Below are 15,372 nucleotides of genomic sequence, written 5' to 3'. Positions count from 1 at the left end.
GAAAGAGACGTGGGAAGTGGTTGAAAGTCAAGCCCCGTTGCTGGCCAATAAAGCCACCCTGGCCGGTGAAACCACCGACGATCTTTTGGCTATCGAAACCCGGCAACACACGACGAAGCGTCCTCTTTATCGAGCAGCGTACAATTTATAGTTAATTGCAATCGCATGGATGTCGTCCGCTTTATTTTCTTGGAAATTTTTAATCATTTAATTGATAGAAATTCCAGGTAATAGAAAGATTTATTGCGTATGTCATTCAACGGTCATTCGCTAATTATTTAACTTATTAAAATATGAATCTGCGCTGTTCGCTGATAAGCACGGCACTAGGGAGAAATTCCTGGTGCCGTTTTTTTATGTCCATGACTGCGGCCTTCCAGCACACACGCAAACAGGAAGCCGCGCCCAGGAACGCCATGGCGTCAGCAAGTCTGCAGTATTGATCGGCACTCGTTTTTGCTGGCATCGTAAAACACATAGACGGCGGCCTCGTCATGAAAATAGTCGTCCACCGGGAGTTGTCCCAAAAATACTAGCGGACCGTGCGCCTCGATGGGCCAGTTGGGCGCTTGCAGCCAACGGGGCGGCTTCTTCGCATAGCGAAATAACGCGAGCAATTGCGCCCGCAGCCACTGCGTCCGTTCACTTTTTTTCGCATGTGGCGGTGCCTTGTCCAGCAGTGCCGCCACATAGGCCAGATCCACATCCAGCCACTTCGGCTGCGCCGCCAGTAAAAGCGCGTGCAGCTGGCCAGGCTTTTCCGAGACGAATAGCGGAATGCCGGCGGCGTGCAAAAACTCGGCCAGAGCGCCCTGCGCGTTCAGCACGTCCGCCGGATTGTGCAGGTCGAGCGATATCAGATAGTGATACAGCGTGTGCCCCGCATGCGCATACCTGGGCGCCGGCTGCGCCGACAACAGGCGCTCTGTTTCTGCGTCTTGATATAAAAGGTGTTCAAAGGCCGCCGTATCAAGCTGTCCTCCGACAAACCCGACCACGCTGCTGGTGGCTGATGACATACAAGTGTTCCCCTGAAAGTATCGTTTGTCGGCAACTGCGAGTGTGAGAGGGCACGCCGTTTTCCAATCGTTCGGGAGTGCGCAACCATGGCGATTATGCACGATGCCGTCATGTCGGCACACTCTGTTGTAGCGTAGCAAAAGCGCACTTGCCACGCCAATTTCCAGTGCGCTCATGCTAATATCTGGCGCATGATTGCCCAAGCCCTGTTTACTCCCGCCCAGCAGAAACTGCTGGGACTGCTCTTTGTCCGCGTGAATGAAGGCTTTCACTTGAACGAGATCATGCGCTTGACGGGGCTGGGCAGCGCGTCGGCGCAGCGGGAACTACGCCGGCTGCATGAGTCCGGCCTGATTACTTCTGAACGGATCGGCAATGTGCGGCGCTTCTGGCCCAACAAGGAAAGCCTCGTGTATCCGGAGTTGAGCGGGCTGGTGCAGAAAACCTTCGGCATCGTCGGCGTGCTCAGCATGGCCCTGGCGCCCTTGCGTACCCAGCTGCACCTGGCCTTCGTGTCGGGCGCCACGGCGAAGGGACAGGACATGCCCGGCAGCGCCATCGACTTGCTGCTGGTGGGTGAAGAAGCCAATTATGGCGATCTGTTGACGGGATTGGCCCCGGCCGAGCGAACCTTACGGCGCAAAATCAATCCCAACCTATATACGCTGGCCGATTATCGCCGGCGGCTACGTGAAGGCCAGCCATTTCTGCTGCAGGTATTACAGCAGCCGAAGTTGTTTGTCATCGGCGATGAATCACTATTGCATGCGCTGGCATTACCGGGTTCTTCATTACAAACGAATGACATGCCATCTGTATTCTAAAGGCCGGGCCTGGCATTCAATTTCTGACGCATGAAATTGTTGGCCAGAATAATATCTGAGGCGGATTGATCGTATGATGAATAAACTACAGGCTTTCGGTTTAATTGTTTCCCAAGCGGTACGCGGCGAATTAACGTTTCCCACGAGCGTTAATTCCGCACTGCAATTGCAATTGGCTTTGGCTGAACCGGACTGCCATATCGACCATGCGATCAAGCTGGTATTGGCCGAACCCTTGCTGGCGGCGCGCACGGTCGCGCTGGCCAACTCGGCCGTCTACAGCCGCGGCGATGCGGCGCCCGTGACCAGCGTGCGCGCCGCCGTCATGCGCATGGGCTACCGCAATCTGTACGCGCTGGTGGCGGCCATGGTCGTGCGCCAGTTCGGCAGCAAGATCATCGACCCCGTCCTGCGCCAGAAGGCGGCCCAGCTGTGGGAGCACACGGCCCACGTGGCGGCGCTGGCGCACGTGCTTGCCCGCCGCGTGACGCACGTCGATGCCGACACGGCGCTGTTTGCCGGCATCGTGCATGAGGTGGGCGGTTTTTACCTGTTGTCGCGTGCCGACGAATTTCCCGGCCTGCTCGACGACGATGCGGATCACTGGATGGAGTCCGCAGAAGAAATCATTTCCCGCGAAGTCATGAAGAAGCTTTTGATCCCGCTGGCCGTGAGCGAAGCCATCGAAGGCTTGCGCGATGGCTTGCTGTCGATTCCGCCCGACTCCCTGCTCGACACCTTGTTATTGGCCAAGCAACTGTCGCCCGTGCAGTCGCCGTTGCAGGTGACGTATGTGGAAATGCTCACGCCCTCCGATTCCGTCATCGATTTCATTATCGATAACGAGACCTTGCAAAGCATCCTCGCCGAATCGGCCGAGGAAGTGCGTTCGATGAGTGCCGCGCTGCTCGTCTGAGCTCGTCCGAGATCAGCGCATTGTTCGCCTGGCCCTGCCGCGCTGTCTGCCAGCGCAGTCAGGGGCCCGGATGCAGCACGACCTTGATGCATTGCTCCTGTTTCTTCTGGAAGATTTCGTAGCCGTGCGGCGCTTCGTCCAGGGTCAAGTGGTGGGAAATGATGGCGCCGGGATCGAGCTCGCCCCGTTGTATCCGTTCCAGCAGTGGCTGCATGTAGCGCTGCACGTGTGTTTGGCCCGTCTTGATGGTCAATGAACGGTTCATGATGGAGCCAAACGGAATCTTGTCGCTGAAGCCGCCATATACCCCTGGCACCGAGACGACGCCGCCGTTGCGGCACGCCATCAAGGCTTCGCGCAGGGCCGTGGGACGATCCGATTCCAATTTCATCGTCTGCTTGAGGCGGTCGTAGATATAGCTGACGCCGGAGCCGTGCGCTTCCATGCCGACGGCGTCGATGCAGGCATCGGGGCCTCGTCCTCCCGTCATTTCCCGCAGGGCATCGGGCACGTCCACGGCATCGAAATGCAGGGTTTCCGCACCGGACAGTTCGCGCGCCATGCGCAGGCGTTCCGGGTAATGGTCGATGGCGATGACGCGCTCGGCGCCGAGCAGGAAAGCGCTCTGGATGGCGAACTGCCCCACGGGGCCGCAACCCCAGACGGCCACCACCTGGCCTGGCGTGATGGCGCAGGCTTCGGCAGCCATGTAGCCGGTCGGCAGTATGTCCGAGAGAAATAGTACCTGTTCATCCTTGAGCTCGTCCGGTACCTTGATGGGGCCGACGTCGGCAAACGGCACGCGCACATATTCGGCCTGGCCGCCCGCATAGCCGCCCGTCAGGTGGGAATAGCCAAAGATGCCTGCGCCCGAGTGGCCCCACATCTTTTCCGCCATATAGGCGTTCGGATTGGAATTCTCGCACACCGAGTACAGCTGTTGCTCGCAAAAGAAGCAGCGTCCGCAGGCAATGGGAAACGGCACCACCACCCTGTCTCCCACCTTGAGCTTGCGCACAGCGGAGCCCACCTCCACCACCTCGCCCATGAACTCATGGCCGAGGATATCGCCTTGCTCCATAGTAGGCACGACGCCATTGTAGAGGTGCAGGTCGGAACCGCAGATGGCCGTGGAACTGACTTTGATGATGGCGTCGCCGGGATTGAGGATGGCGGGATCGGGCACCTGTTCGATCCGTACGTCGCGCTTGCCGTGCCAGCAGTTGGCTTTCATGACACACCTCCGTTTGCTTGCGGTCGGGGGGAAGATACCGTGCCACCAGCCTTGTGCAGCAAGCGCGTCTTGAAGCTGCGCTTGCCTGACGGCTGGCCCTCGATGGTGCTGACTTCGCCCGTTTCCATCCACTGCTTGAAGCGGCGCAAGGTGGTCTCGATCTTGTAGGCAGGCGCCTGGCTGAACAGCCCGACCACGGCCGCGCCCACCTTGCCGACCGGCGCCTGCATGTGCAGTTGCATGGTGACCACGGTGCCGCGCCCGCCCGGTGCGGGCGACAGTTCCAGCGCGCCCGTTTCCGCATGATTTTCCGCCGCGCGCCAGCGCATGCCCTGGCCCGGACGCTCGTCTGTCAGTTCGCCTATCCACTCGCCTTCGACGCTGTGCCAGCGCGAGCGGCGCGCATCGATTATCTGCACCGATTGCAAGCCTGGCATGAAGCGGGGCAGGTTTTCCAGGTCGCGCCAGGCGCGGTAGCATTCGTCGGCGGAACGGTTGACGATCACGCTCCTTTGCAGCGCCAGCCCCTCTTCGCCGGGCGCGGGCAGTTCGCTCAGCTTGCGCGGCGCCAGTTGTGCGCTGGCGATATAGTCGATGGCCGTCACGCCTGCCACCACGGCTGCCGTCGCCGCCAGGCGCGTGCGCGCATTGCGCCGGCTGGCCATGGCCACGCCCAGCAGCGACAGATCCATGGCGTCGCCGGCGATGCGCGACCAGCGCCATGCCGGCCTGCTTTCTCCGCGCAGCAAGGCGATGCCGCAAGCCATTTCGCGCAGGCCGATGGCGCGTATCCAGACAGGCGAGACGCCGCGCAAGCCGCTGGCCCGCGCCAGCCCGCGCGGTGCCACCAGCTGGACCAGGCCCAGTCCGATGCTGAGCCAGCCAAGTGCCGTGATCAGGCCATGGTTGCCATGCGTGGTATCGTCAGGAATGTGCCGCTGCAGCCGTCCATCGGCCTGGCCGCGCGCGCTCGTGTAGTGAAGAATGGCGTCGTGCCCATTCCCGGACGAGCCGGATGTTTCCGGTGGCATTTCTGACTGCTGCCGCCATGTTGGCGGACGCGCCGTGGCGCCATCGCTGATGTCTTCGTTTTGCATGCTGCCTCCCTTCTGTGTATGGGAATTAGGCAGCATTGTTTGGCACGCGTTCCGGCAGGCGTGCGTGAGATGCGCCGGATCTGCGCCAGATCAAATATCGGTGCGAAAAAAAACGGCAGCCCCGGTTGGCGCTGCCGTTGTTGCGAGACGCAGTTAGCTTACTTCTGCTGCGCGATCCACCGGTCGACCTTGGCTTCCAGCAGTTTCAGGGGCAGGGTGCCGTCGCCAAGCACCACTTCGTGGAACTTCGGCAGGCTGAATTTGTCGCCCAGCGCCTGCTGCGCGCGCTGGCGCAGTTCGACGATTTTCAGCGAACCGATCTTGTAGCCCAGGGCCTGGCCCGGCCACGCCATGTAGCGTTCCGTCTCGCTTTTCGCCACGGCGTCATAGCCGAGGGTATCGCGCATGTACTTGATGGTCTGCTCGCGCGTCCAGCCCTTGGTGTGCAAGCCCGTGTCGACCACCAGGCGCACGGCGCGCAGCATCTCGTCGTTCAAATGGCCGAAATACTGGGCCGGATCATCGAACAGCCCCATTTCCTTGCCCAGGGTTTCCGCATACAGGGCCCAGCCTTCCGTGAAGGCATTGTTGCCGCCGAAGCGGCGGAAGTTCGGCAAGTCCATCTCTTGCACCAGCGCCAGGTGGAAATGGTGGCCAGGTTTACCTTCGTGCAGGAACAGGGTGGTCATGCCCGTGTCGCCATACAGTTTCGGATCCGTGACGACGGACCAGAACACGCCGGGGCGCGAACCGTCGGCGGCCGGCGCCGTGTAGTGATCTGCGGCCGTGTCGCGGCTCAGTTCAGGTTCCAGACGCAAGTCCAGCGGCGCTTTCGGCACCAGGGTGAACAGGGCGGGCAATTTGCTGTCGAGCAGCACGTTTAGCTTGCGGTAGACGTCGAGCACTTCCTGCTCCGTCTTGAACGGGCGGTATTTCGCCTGTTCCGATACCCATACGGGCAAGCCGGCGGCCGGGCCGTTGTAGCCCATCTTCGGGCCCACGATCGCGTATTGTTCCTGGATGCGCGCCACTTCCTTCAAGCCGATGGCGTGGATCTGCTCCGGTTTCAGATCCGTGGTGGTGCTGCTGGCTACGCGCGCCTGGTACCAGGCGGCGCCATCGGGCAGGGTGCTCCAGCCGCTGCTCGTGCGGCCGGCCGGCAGGTAATCGCGCTCCATGAAGGTGGACAGGCGCTGCAGCGCGGGCATCAGCTTGGCTTCGATGATGACGGTATAGGTTTGCGTCAGGCGCGCCTTGTCCGCGTCGGAAAAGCTGGCCGGCAAGTTCTTGATCGGCGTGTAATAGACGCTGTCCTGCGGCGTGGCGCTGACGAGCTTTTTGAATTGCGGCAGGGCCGATTCCGTCAGCGCCTTCGGCAGCACGATGCCCTTTTGCATGCCGACTTTCATGTTGGCGATGGCCTGGTCTATCCAGCCCGGCAACTGGCCGATACGGCTCAGGTAAGCGTCATACTCCTTGATCGTTGTCAAAGGCTGCGATGCCTCGCCGCCCGCATAATTGGCGAGGGTGACGGGCATGCTGTCCATCTGGTTCAGCGGCAGCAGGTATTCCGGGAAGCGCTCGAAGCTCAGCGCCGTCGCCAGTTCATAGTCGAGGATGTCGTAGTTGATCTGGTCCTGGTGCGACAGCTGCGCGCGGGCAATGCTGCGCAGCGTCTTCTGGTACTGGCGGTACAGCGCGAACTGTTTTGCGCGCGCGGCGGGCACGATGGCTGAACCGAGCTGGTCGTCAAACCGGTTGTCGCCGCTCTCGGTGGCATTGATCGGCTCGAAACGGGCCAGCGCATCGTAGTATGTGTCGGCCAGTACTTGCAGCTGCTGCTTTGCTTTTGGCGCGCTGACGGCGGGCGCGACGGCTGTTTTGGCTGCGGGCTGGGCCGCTTGCGCCATGGGTGCGTAGGCGAGCAACAGGGAGATGGCCAGGGTGCCGAGGGTGCCGGCGGCAAAACGATGCTTCATGCGCGATGTCCTTTGTAAGGAGGGAATGAATGGAGGCGTTGTGGGTCGGGGTGGCCGGTCGCGATGGAGCAGCCGGGGCGTAAGCATACGCCATTGCCCAGTACGTTTGGATAAATTGTACGAGAGGAATGTTGCTATTTTGCCGTAGGCGGCAGGGCCGCTTTCATCGCTTGCCAGTGGCTGCTGCTCAAGGGAAGGCAAGCAGGGCAGGGCGTGGCGGCGATCAGGCTGCGGATCTGCTGCGCGCGCGCCGCCGTTTGCGGGTGCGAGGAAATCCAGTCGGGCACCTTGGCCTTGTCCTTGTCATCGAGTTTCTGGAAAAAACTGAGCATGCCGTCGGGGCGGATGCGCGCGCGCTGCAAGGCGAGCAGACCGAGACGGTCCGCCTCTTCTTCCATGTCGCGGCTGAAATACAAGGTGCCGGCCTGGTGCGCCAGCATGGCGGCCACGGCGCTGATGTCGCCGATGGTCACGCCCACGAGGGCACCCCAGCCCAGGCTGCTGATCATTTGCCGCAGCGAATGGCGCTGTTCCACGTGCTGCACTTCATGCGCGAGCACGCCGGCCAGTTCGCCCGGGTCGGCGGCCTGACGCAGCAAGCCTGTATGCACGACGATGATGCCGCCGGGCATGGCAAACGCGTTGACCGTGTCGTCGTTCTTGATCAGCCAGCGGTACTGGTAGCGCGAACCGGCCGTCAGCTTGCGGCCGATGTCCTGCACCGTCTGCTGCGCCACGCCGCTTTCGCTGATGCCGCCTTGCGCGCGCACTTGCGCCAGGGCCAGTTCGCCCAGCTGCTTTTCCGTCGACAAGGGGATCCATCCCGCCAGCGCGCCGACGGCATGGCCGCCTTGCCACCACAGCAGAGCTGCCGCGACGACGGCCGCGCCTGTCAAACCGGCCAGCCAGCCCGACACCTGCCGCCGGTTGCGCTGGCGCTCGCCCCACAAACGCTGCAGTTGTGGCTGCAGCGCGGCCGGCGCTTCGCGCAAGACGATGGCGATGTCGCTAGCCGTCAGCGGCTTGAGCGAGGCTTGCCGTCCTTGTTCGTCGAGCCAGTTCAGGAACAGTTCCGGCCCATCGACGCCGCCCACGCTGACGACCAGCTGCGCCACGTCGACACCATGGCCGGGCGCATCGATAGCCAGCTGGCTGCCGAAAAAATGCGCGCTGACGACCGTGCCGGCGGAGCCGCCCTCGGGACCCGTCAACAGCGCCTGGAATGGCGTCATGCGGCGGCCTCGGCAAAGCGGCTTTCGTACAGGGCCGCCATCAGGTCGGACTGGCTGATGATGCCGGCCAAGCGTTCTTCATCGTCGAGGATGGGAATATGGTGGTAGCCGGCGTCGGCCATCAGGGGAACCAGATCGATGATGGGCGTGCCCAGGCGGGCCGTGTGCGGGGACGGCGTCATCAGCTGCCCCACCACTTCCGGCTTGTCGCTATGGGACAGGCCGCTGCGTTGCAGCAGGCCGCGCAGGCGCTGGCGCATGCCCTGATAATCGTCGAGGCCGCCATGGCGCAGGAAATCCGTCTGCGTGATAATGCCGATGACGCGGCGCGCCCGGTTCAGCACGGGCAGGGCGCCCACCTGGTGTTCGCGCATGGTGCGCCAGGCAACATCGAGCGGCGTGCCGAACTCCACGCTGAGCACGTCTTTCGACATGATGTCGGCGCAGGTGACGACGCCGAAGCGGCGCTGGTAGGCGCGCATTTCCGTTTGCAGGAAGATCGCTTGCAAATCGTCGCGGCTGATATCGAGCACTTCGCTGTGCTGGCGCAACACGGCATCGAGGTCATCGGGCGAAAAGCCCAGGCGGTTGCTGGGCACGTTATCCTTGGTATCGTGCGGATGCGGCGCCACCAGTTGCTGGATGTGCGGGTAGCGGCGTCCCGTCAGGTTGTTGTACAGCACGGCGCAAGCGACCAGCACGGCGGAATTGAACAGCACGGTGATGAAGACGAATTCAAAGCCGGCCGCATGCACGCTGGCGCCGCCAACCACCGTGGTGAGCGCCACGGCGCCGCCCGGAGGATGCAGACAGCGCAGGGCAAACATGGCGCCGATGGCCAGACAGGCGGCCAGCGCCGCCACGCCCACGCTGGATCCCAGCCATTTCACGCAGGCCATGCCGACCAGGCCGGAGATGACGTTGCCGCCTACCACGGACCACGGTTGGGCCAGCGGGCTGGCCGGCAGGCAGAACAGCAGTACGGCAGAGGCGCCCATGGGCGCGATCAGGTAGACGCTGGCGCTGTCGGGGGCCAGCAGGAAATGGCAGATCAGGCCTGTCAGCAGCAAGCCGCAGATAGCGCCTGCACACGCACGTAATTGTTCGCGGCGGCTGCCGTTGTTCGGTTGCGGCAGCCAGCGTGCCAGGAAAGAAGTCGTCATGGAGGAGGGCGCGTTCGGATCGCGTTGCTCAGTGTGAGCCCGATATTATCCCATGCGTTCCATTTCGCTGCCTGCAGGCATCAATCTTCGGCACAGACTGCTTGCAAGCCGTGTTGCTCCAGCAAGTTCCTGGAGGCCGCGATGGCGGAAGGTGCCGGTTTGCTGCTGGCGCAGGCATAGATGTCATTGAGGACCACCGCCGCATCCTTGCCCATTACAGCGGCCATCAGCTCGGCCAAGTTGCGGTCGGAAAAGTGTTCATACAGCAGGGCCAATACGGCAAAATACGCCGAGTTGGGAATGCCAGCGGGATAGGCGCTGCGCAGCATGCGAGCGGCGCCGGACAAGGTTGGGGGCAGGGTATCTGGCATGCTCAAGCGGCTACTCCTTGGTGTTGCTTATACCTTTTCCGCATAAGCACAGTGCAATTAAATGGTGGATATTTCCCATAAGCAGGCATATTCTAGACAATCACGCTAGCTGGCAGCTGTTCAGCTGGCCTCACGATTTTTTTCAGGAGCCCGCATGCGCTTTTCTCTTTTCCTTGCCAGCCTGCTGCTTGCCGGCACCGCCGTTGCCGCCGCGCCGACACCGGCTAACCCCGTCGCCACGCCGCACTTGCCGTACAACGCGGCGGCCGACGCCAAGGCAGACGTGGCCCGTGCGCTGGCCGAAGCGAAGGCGGCGCACGTGCCCGTCTTGCTGATCTTTGGCGCCAACTGGTGCGAGGATTGCCGCGCGCTCGACAAGGCATTGAAGGAAGGCAAGAACGCGGAATTGATGCAGCAGCAGTTCAAGGTCGTCAAGGTCGATGTGGGTAACTTCGACCATAACCTGGACGTGGCGCAAGCCTATGGCAATCCGCTCAAGAAAGGCATCCCGGCTGCCGTGCTGGTCTCGAGCGACAATAACCAGGTGCTGTACGCCACCAAGGGCGGCGAACTGGCCAATGCCCGCCGCATGAGCGAGAGCGGCATCTACGATTTCTTCAAGCAAGCCGCCAGCGTGAAAGCGCTGGCGATTTAAGCGTCTTCTTTAAAACTCTTCCCACGCATCGCTGGCCGGCGCTGCCGGGCGTGATGGCGTGGGCAGCGTTGGCTTGTGCGCCGGCTGCCGGGGTTGTGGCTGCGCCGCATGCCCGGATTCTTCCAGCTTGAACACGCTGACCACCTGCGCCAGCCGGCCCGCCTGGTCCTGCAACGATTGGGCTGCCGCCGCCGCTTCTTCCACGAGCGCCGCGTTTTGCTGGGTGGCGTCATCCATCTGCGTGACGGTGGCATTGACTTGCGCGATACCCTGGCTTTGTTCCTGGCTGGCCGAGGCGATTTCTCCCATCAAGTCGGCCACCCTTTGCACGGAGACGACGATGTCCTGCATGGTGGCGCCGGCCGAGTCGACCAGCTTGCTGCCCGCTTCCACCTTGCTGCCCGAGTCGACGATCAAGTCCTTGATTTCTTTCGCTGCCGCTGCCGAGCGTTGCGCCAGGTTGCGCACCTCGGTTGCCACCACGGCAAAACCGCGACCCTGTTCGCCCGCACGGGCCGCCTCGACTGCCGCATTTAATGCCAGGATATTGGTTTGAAAGGCAATGCCATCGATTACGCCGATAATGTCGGCGATCTTACGTGAACTTTCCGTAATCGCGCCCATCGTCTGCACGACTTGTCCCACCACCTCGCCGCCTTTGACGGCGTGGCTCGAGGCCGACACGACCAGCTGATTGGCTTGGCGCGCGTTGTCCGCATTCTGTTTCACGGTCGACGTCAGCTCTTCCATGGCGGCCGCTGTCTCTTCCAGGCTCGACGCCTGGGCTTCCGTGCGCGCCGACAGGTCCAGGTTGCCCGACGCGATCTGGCTCGATGCGCTGGCAATGGAGCCCGTACTGTCGCGAACTTCGCGTATCGTCACGTTCAGCGATGCGACGAAGCGGTTGAAAGCGGCGGCCAGCGCGCCGACCTCGTCTTCCGACTCGACGGGCATGCGGCGGCTCAGGTCGCCATTGCCGCTGGCGATTTCGCTGAGCATGTCGGCCGCCCGCGCGACGGGGGCGGCGATGGCGCGGCTGATGACATAAATGATGCACAGGGCGATACCGCCACCGACGAGGCCGGCGATCAGGGCGGCAAGCAGGGCCGAACGCGTGACATTGCCCAGCACTTCCGCTTCCGGCACTTCCGCCATCACGTATAAATTCAATTCCGGCACGAAGGAGGCGGCGACGAACTGGCGTCCCGCAGGCGCGTCGTAGATGGCGTACGCGTATTTGTTACCGGTCAACAGACTCTTGCTCAGGGTATCGCTAAAGCCGGGCAGATCCTTAAGCTGATGCTTGCCGTCGGCCAGGGCCGTGTCGCGGTGCACCAGCAGCACGCCATTGGCGCGCGCCAGGTAGACATGGCCCGTCTGGCCGATCTTGTAGCTGCGGATGGTGTCAGCCAGCGCATTGATGGACAGGCCCAGGCCGGCCGCGATCTGCTTGCCGCCCGCCGTCTGGCCGCGCGCATTCAGGTACAGCATCAGGTCGCTGGAGTTTTCCGCCTTGTCGATGTCGAGCGTGTAGGCCTTGTCGCCGGCCAGCAAGCCATAAAACCACTGGTCGGCCGCCTGGTTCTTGTCCAGGGTGCGCAGCAAGCCTTCCGTGGTGAAATACTTGCCCGTGCTGGCCGAGGCCCAGTTGATCGAAGCGGCCTTGTTCTTTTCCTTGACGACCTTGGCGTAGCGCTGGAAGGTGGCGATGCCGCTGTCGGGCAAGCCCGCGTCTTCCCAGTCTTGCAGGTAGACATCGTTGGCCATGGTCTGCACCACGGACAGGGGCTGGCTGATCTGGCGCAGTACGTCGTTGCGGATCTCGCCCACTTGCGCCGGCAACTCCTGGCTGACGACGCGCTCGCGCACGTAATCGCTGCTCATGCGCACGCTGAGGAAAGACGAGATCGCCATGAAGAGCAGCAGGCACAAGCCCATGCTGAACAGGAGTTTTTTCTGGATGGAGAGGCGGCGGAGCAGAGACATGGAAGACCTTGGAGGATGGGCTGCAGAATGAGCAGAAAAGCGGGCAGGCAGGTCGACAGTATACCGGCCGCACTGCGCCTTCCATCGCACCATTGCTGCTTTTCGTTCATTGATGTTGCATTGCAGCAACGGGCTTTTGCTTCAGGCAGGCAAGCCGTGGGCGATCAATTCCAGCGGCAATTCCGTGCTGCACTTGATTTGTTCCATGGAAAAGGCGGACGACACGCCCGTCAGCTGCACGGCCTTGATGAGTTTTTTATAAAACGTGTCGTAGCCCTTGATGTCGGTGGTGACGACTTTCAGCAGGTAATCGATGTCGCCGCTCATGCGGTGAAATTCCTGTACCTCGGGCAAGACGATGACGGCGGCGGCGAAGCGGCGCAGCCATTTTTCATCGTGCTGTCCCGTGCGCACGCTGACGAAGACGGTCACGGGCAAACCCACTTTTTGCCGGTTGACGATGGCCACGCGGCTCTCGATATAGCCGTCTTCTTCCAGGCGCTTGACCCGCTTCCAGCACGGCGTGCTGGACAAGCCGATCTTTTCGCTGAGGGCGGCGATCGACAGGGTGCCATCCTGCTGCAAGGCGGCCAGGATGGCGCAGTCGAATTTGTCGAGCGAGGCGTTTGGTGAATTCATTTTACTATTCCAGTTTTTATGGCATGAACATGCTGCATGGTACATCGTTTGCAGCATTGTTTGGCATATCTTCACGGGGGCGGGCCGGTAGACTATCCATATGTTCCAGCCGCCTGCGCTGCCCCTTTTATAGAATACTCAGACTGCCATCATGAAAGAAATCTACCTCGACAGCAATGCCACCACTTGCGTGCTGCCCGCCGCCGTTGCCGCCGCCAAGCAGGCGATGGAGCAGGGCTATGGCAATCCCAGCAGCACCCACGCGACGGGATTGCAGGCCAAGGCCATGATGGATGGCGTGCGCCGGCGCGCCAGCGGCTTGCTGGGCGTGGGCGACGGCCGCCTGATGTTCAACAGCGGCGCCACCGAAGGCATTCAGACAGCCGTGCTGTCGGCCCTGTGCGCGTTGCGCGAACGGCGCGATGCGGGCAAGCGCATCGGCAGCCTGCTGCTGTATGGCGCGACCGAGCACAAGGCCGTACCGGAAAGCCTGGCGCACTGGAATCGCCTGCTGGGCCTGAACCTGGAAGTGCGCAAGCTGCCCGTCGATGCGCAGGGGCGCCACGATCTGCAGGCACTCGGTGCGCTGATCGGCGACGCGGCCATGCTGTGCACGATGGCGGCGAATAATGAAACGGGCGTCGTCAGCGATTTGTCCGCCATCGCGCAGCTGCTGCACGAGCGCGGCGCCGATGCCTACTGGATGGTCGATTGCGTGCAGGCGCTGGGCAAGCTGAAACTGAACCTGGCCGCCACGCGCATCGATTACGCACCGTTTTCCGGCCACAAGCTGTATGCGCCCAAGGGCATCGGCATGCTGTACGTGCGCGCCGGCGCCCCGTTTACCCCGTTGATGATGGGCGGCGGCCAGGAAGCGGGCTTGCGCTCGGGCACGGAAAACATGGCCGGCATCGCCGCGCTGGGCGCCGTGCTGGCCGCGCTCGACGATGGCAAGACCTTCCGCAGCCACGCCGACCTGGCCGCGTTCCGCGAGCAGCTGGTGGCCAGCCTGGAACGTGCCTTCCCCGGCATCGTGTTCAATATGCCGTTCGACTTGTCCTTGTCGACGACGCTCAATTTTTCCGTGCCCGGCCTGTCGTCAAAGGAGCTGCTGGACCTGTTCGACGCGGCGCGCGTGCGCGTCAGCTCGGGCAGCGCCTGTTCCGCCGCCAAGGCGCTTCCCAGCTATGTGCTGGAAGCGATGCACGTGCCGCAATGGCGTGCCAGCTCGGCCATCCGTTTGTCGTTCGGTCCCCTGATCGACGCGGCGACGGTGACGGCCGCCTGTGCGCGCATCGAGCGCTGCGGCGAAGCGCTGCGCAGCAGCTGTTTGCTGCCGTCCGCGCTGGCGCCATCGCCGCAGGACGGCGTGATCCAGCTCAGCGTTGATGGCCAGTGCACCTGGCTGCTCAGCGACGCTGCCAGCGCCAGTTGCGTCGTCATCGATCCCGTCGCCGCGCTCGTGCCGCGCCTGGCCGCTTTCATCCGCTGCCAGCACTTGGCCTTGCGCGCCATCGTGCACACGGCGGCACCAGCCGACCATGGCGTGGCGCGCCTGGCGCTGCTGCAGGAACTCGAGATCGAACAAGTCGGTCACGTCGATATCGACGGTGAGCTGGCGCTGGGCCAGCAGCGTTTGCGCCGCGTCGAATGCGGCGAAAACCATGTGTATCTGCTGGGGCAGCGCTTCGCCTTCATCGGCGCCTTGGCGCCCGGGGCGCTGGCGCCCTTGCTGGATGCGGCGCTGCTGACACAGGATACCGTGCTGTGCGCGTCAGGCGACGACGGCAGCATTTGCGCTACCGTGCGCACCGTGCAGGACGGTAGCGCGCCGGCTGTCGAACTGCAGCTCGATGCGGCCGCTTTGCCCGCCTTCCTGCGCCAGCATCCCGGCGCCATCCTCGTCGACGTGCGCGAAGCGTATGAACACGCGGCGTGCGCCGGCACGGTGTTCGAGGGCTGCGAAGTGCGCAGCGTACCGCTGAGCCGGCTGGCGGGACAGGTGGCCGCGTGGCTGCAGCAGCCGCAGCGCCCGCTGGTCTTTTTCTGCCGCAGCGGCAACCGCAGCGCGCGCGCTAGCGCCTGCCTGCGCCGCCTCGGTCACAGCGCGGCATGGCAACTCAATGGCGGCATGGCGATGGCCGAGGCGACGCGCCACCCGCTGGCCATTGCGGCCTGAACGGTCTGAACTTTCTTTCTTGAAATATTGCACCGTGCCATCTTTGGCACGGTGCTTCTCTCGCATTTCTTGCATTC

At 62.7% G+C, this 15,372-nt stretch carries 13 protein-coding genes; 4 read left to right on the top strand and 9 right to left on the bottom strand.

The window, feature by feature from the left end:
* Positions 1 to 422: 422 nt before the first annotated feature.
* Positions 423 to 1,019, bottom strand: coding sequence for a hypothetical protein (locus JAB6_RS05395; protein WP_034753140.1), 597 nt, complete (start codon positions 1,017 to 1,019; stop codon positions 423 to 425).
* 192 nt (positions 1,020 to 1,211) lie between these two features.
* Here JAB6_RS05395 and JAB6_RS05390 point away from each other — a divergent pair, with 192 nt between their 5' ends.
* Entirely contained in the window at positions 1,212 to 1,844 is a 633-nt protein-coding gene (locus tag JAB6_RS05390; RefSeq protein WP_070301659.1) for a transcriptional regulator, read from the top strand.
* Between the two features lie 76 nt (positions 1,845 to 1,920).
* Positions 1,921 to 2,760 (top strand): HDOD domain-containing protein, encoded by an 840-nt coding sequence (locus JAB6_RS05385; RefSeq protein WP_034753622.1) that lies wholly within the window; start codon positions 1,921 to 1,923, stop codon positions 2,758 to 2,760.
* Between the two features lie 58 nt (positions 2,761 to 2,818).
* Here the strand turns inward: JAB6_RS05385 and JAB6_RS05380 are convergent, their stop codons facing one another.
* The 6 genes from JAB6_RS05380 to JAB6_RS05355 all read right to left on the bottom strand — a co-directional run bounded on the left by JAB6_RS05380 (position 2,819) and on the right by JAB6_RS05355 (position 9,836).
* Positions 2,819 to 3,994 carry a zinc-dependent alcohol dehydrogenase gene (locus tag JAB6_RS05380; protein WP_034753144.1) on the bottom strand — a complete coding sequence of 392 codons (1,176 nt, stop codon included), beginning with the start codon at positions 3,992 to 3,994 and terminating at the stop codon, positions 2,819 to 2,821.
* Positions 3,991 to 5,091, bottom strand: a complete 1,101-nt coding sequence (locus tag JAB6_RS05375) for an SRPBCC family protein (protein WP_175444500.1) — start codon at positions 5,089 to 5,091, stop codon at positions 3,991 to 3,993. The genes JAB6_RS05380 and JAB6_RS05375 overlap by 4 nt, the downstream gene beginning before the upstream one ends.
* A gap of 158 nt (positions 5,092 to 5,249) precedes the next feature.
* The gene (locus JAB6_RS05370; protein WP_070301658.1) at positions 5,250 to 7,070 is read right to left on the bottom strand and encodes a DUF885 family protein; all 1,821 of its coding nucleotides are present in this window, start codon (positions 7,068 to 7,070) and stop codon (positions 5,250 to 5,252) included.
* A 134-nt stretch (positions 7,071 to 7,204) separates the two neighbouring features.
* Entirely contained in the window at positions 7,205 to 8,302 is a 1,098-nt protein-coding gene (locus JAB6_RS05365; RefSeq protein WP_070301657.1) for a M48 family metallopeptidase, read from the bottom strand.
* Positions 8,299 to 9,465, bottom strand: coding sequence for an HPP family protein (locus JAB6_RS05360; protein ID WP_070301656.1), 1,167 nt, complete (start codon positions 9,463 to 9,465; stop codon positions 8,299 to 8,301). Before JAB6_RS05360 ends, JAB6_RS05365 begins: the two co-directional genes overlap by 4 nt.
* 80 nt (positions 9,466 to 9,545) lie before the next feature.
* On the bottom strand, positions 9,546 to 9,836 hold the full coding sequence (locus JAB6_RS05355; RefSeq protein WP_070301666.1) for a DUF3349 domain-containing protein: 291 nt from the start codon (positions 9,834 to 9,836) through the stop codon (positions 9,546 to 9,548).
* Between the two features lie 154 nt (positions 9,837 to 9,990).
* Between JAB6_RS05355 and JAB6_RS05350 the strand changes: the two genes are divergently transcribed.
* Positions 9,991 to 10,491, top strand: a complete 501-nt coding sequence (locus JAB6_RS05350) for a co-chaperone YbbN (RefSeq protein WP_175444499.1) — start codon at positions 9,991 to 9,993, stop codon at positions 10,489 to 10,491.
* 9 nt (positions 10,492 to 10,500) lie between these two features.
* On the opposite strand, the gene JAB6_RS05345 is transcribed toward JAB6_RS05350, so the two are convergent.
* Positions 10,501 to 12,477: a methyl-accepting chemotaxis protein gene (locus JAB6_RS05345; protein WP_070301655.1), complete on the bottom strand. Its 1,977-nt coding sequence runs from the start codon at positions 12,475 to 12,477 to the stop codon at positions 10,501 to 10,503.
* Positions 12,478 to 12,618: 141 nt separating this feature from the next.
* Positions 12,619 to 13,116, bottom strand: a complete 498-nt coding sequence (locus tag JAB6_RS05340) for an Lrp/AsnC family transcriptional regulator (protein WP_034753155.1) — start codon at positions 13,114 to 13,116, stop codon at positions 12,619 to 12,621.
* A gap of 151 nt (positions 13,117 to 13,267) precedes the next feature.
* On the opposite strand from JAB6_RS05340, the gene JAB6_RS05335 reads away from it, so the two are divergent.
* Entirely contained in the window at positions 13,268 to 15,295 is a 2,028-nt protein-coding gene (locus JAB6_RS05335; RefSeq protein ID WP_070301654.1) for an aminotransferase class V-fold PLP-dependent enzyme, read from the top strand.
* Positions 15,296 to 15,372: the final 77 nt, after the last annotated feature.

The sequence above is a fragment of the Janthinobacterium sp. HH104 genome, from assembly GCF_001758715.1.
Taxonomy (GTDB): Bacteria; Pseudomonadota; Gammaproteobacteria; order Burkholderiales; family Burkholderiaceae_D; genus Janthinobacterium; species Janthinobacterium aestuarii.
Note: the sequence above shows the minus strand (reverse complement) of the source record. Positions and strands in the feature narration are given on the sequence as shown.

Coding starts and splice junctions, on each gene's coding strand:
- JAB6_RS05395 (WP_034753140.1), bottom strand. CDS start 1,019: ATGTCATCAGCCACCAGCAGCGTGGTCGGGTTTGTCGGAGGACAGCTT.
- JAB6_RS05390 (WP_070301659.1), top strand. CDS start 1,212: ATGATTGCCCAAGCCCTGTTTACTCCCGCCCAGCAGAAACTGCTGGGA.
- JAB6_RS05385 (WP_034753622.1), top strand. CDS start 1,921: ATGAATAAACTACAGGCTTTCGGTTTAATTGTTTCCCAAGCGGTACGC.
- JAB6_RS05380 (WP_034753144.1), bottom strand. CDS start 3,994: ATGAAAGCCAACTGCTGGCACGGCAAGCGCGACGTACGGATCGAACAG.
- JAB6_RS05375 (WP_175444500.1), bottom strand. CDS start 5,091: ATGCAAAACGAAGACATCAGCGATGGCGCCACGGCGCGTCCGCCAACA.
- JAB6_RS05370 (WP_070301658.1), bottom strand. CDS start 7,070: ATGAAGCATCGTTTTGCCGCCGGCACCCTCGGCACCCTGGCCATCTCC.
- JAB6_RS05365 (WP_070301657.1), bottom strand. CDS start 8,302: ATGACGCCATTCCAGGCGCTGTTGACGGGTCCCGAGGGCGGCTCCGCC.
- JAB6_RS05360 (WP_070301656.1), bottom strand. CDS start 9,465: ATGACGACTTCTTTCCTGGCACGCTGGCTGCCGCAACCGAACAACGGC.
- JAB6_RS05355 (WP_070301666.1), bottom strand. CDS start 9,836: ATGCCAGATACCCTGCCCCCAACCTTGTCCGGCGCCGCTCGCATGCTG.
- JAB6_RS05350 (WP_175444499.1), top strand. CDS start 9,991: ATGCGCTTTTCTCTTTTCCTTGCCAGCCTGCTGCTTGCCGGCACCGCC.
- JAB6_RS05345 (WP_070301655.1), bottom strand. CDS start 12,477: ATGTCTCTGCTCCGCCGCCTCTCCATCCAGAAAAAACTCCTGTTCAGC.
- JAB6_RS05340 (WP_034753155.1), bottom strand. CDS start 13,116: ATGAATTCACCAAACGCCTCGCTCGACAAATTCGACTGCGCCATCCTG.
- JAB6_RS05335 (WP_070301654.1), top strand. CDS start 13,268: ATGAAAGAAATCTACCTCGACAGCAATGCCACCACTTGCGTGCTGCCC.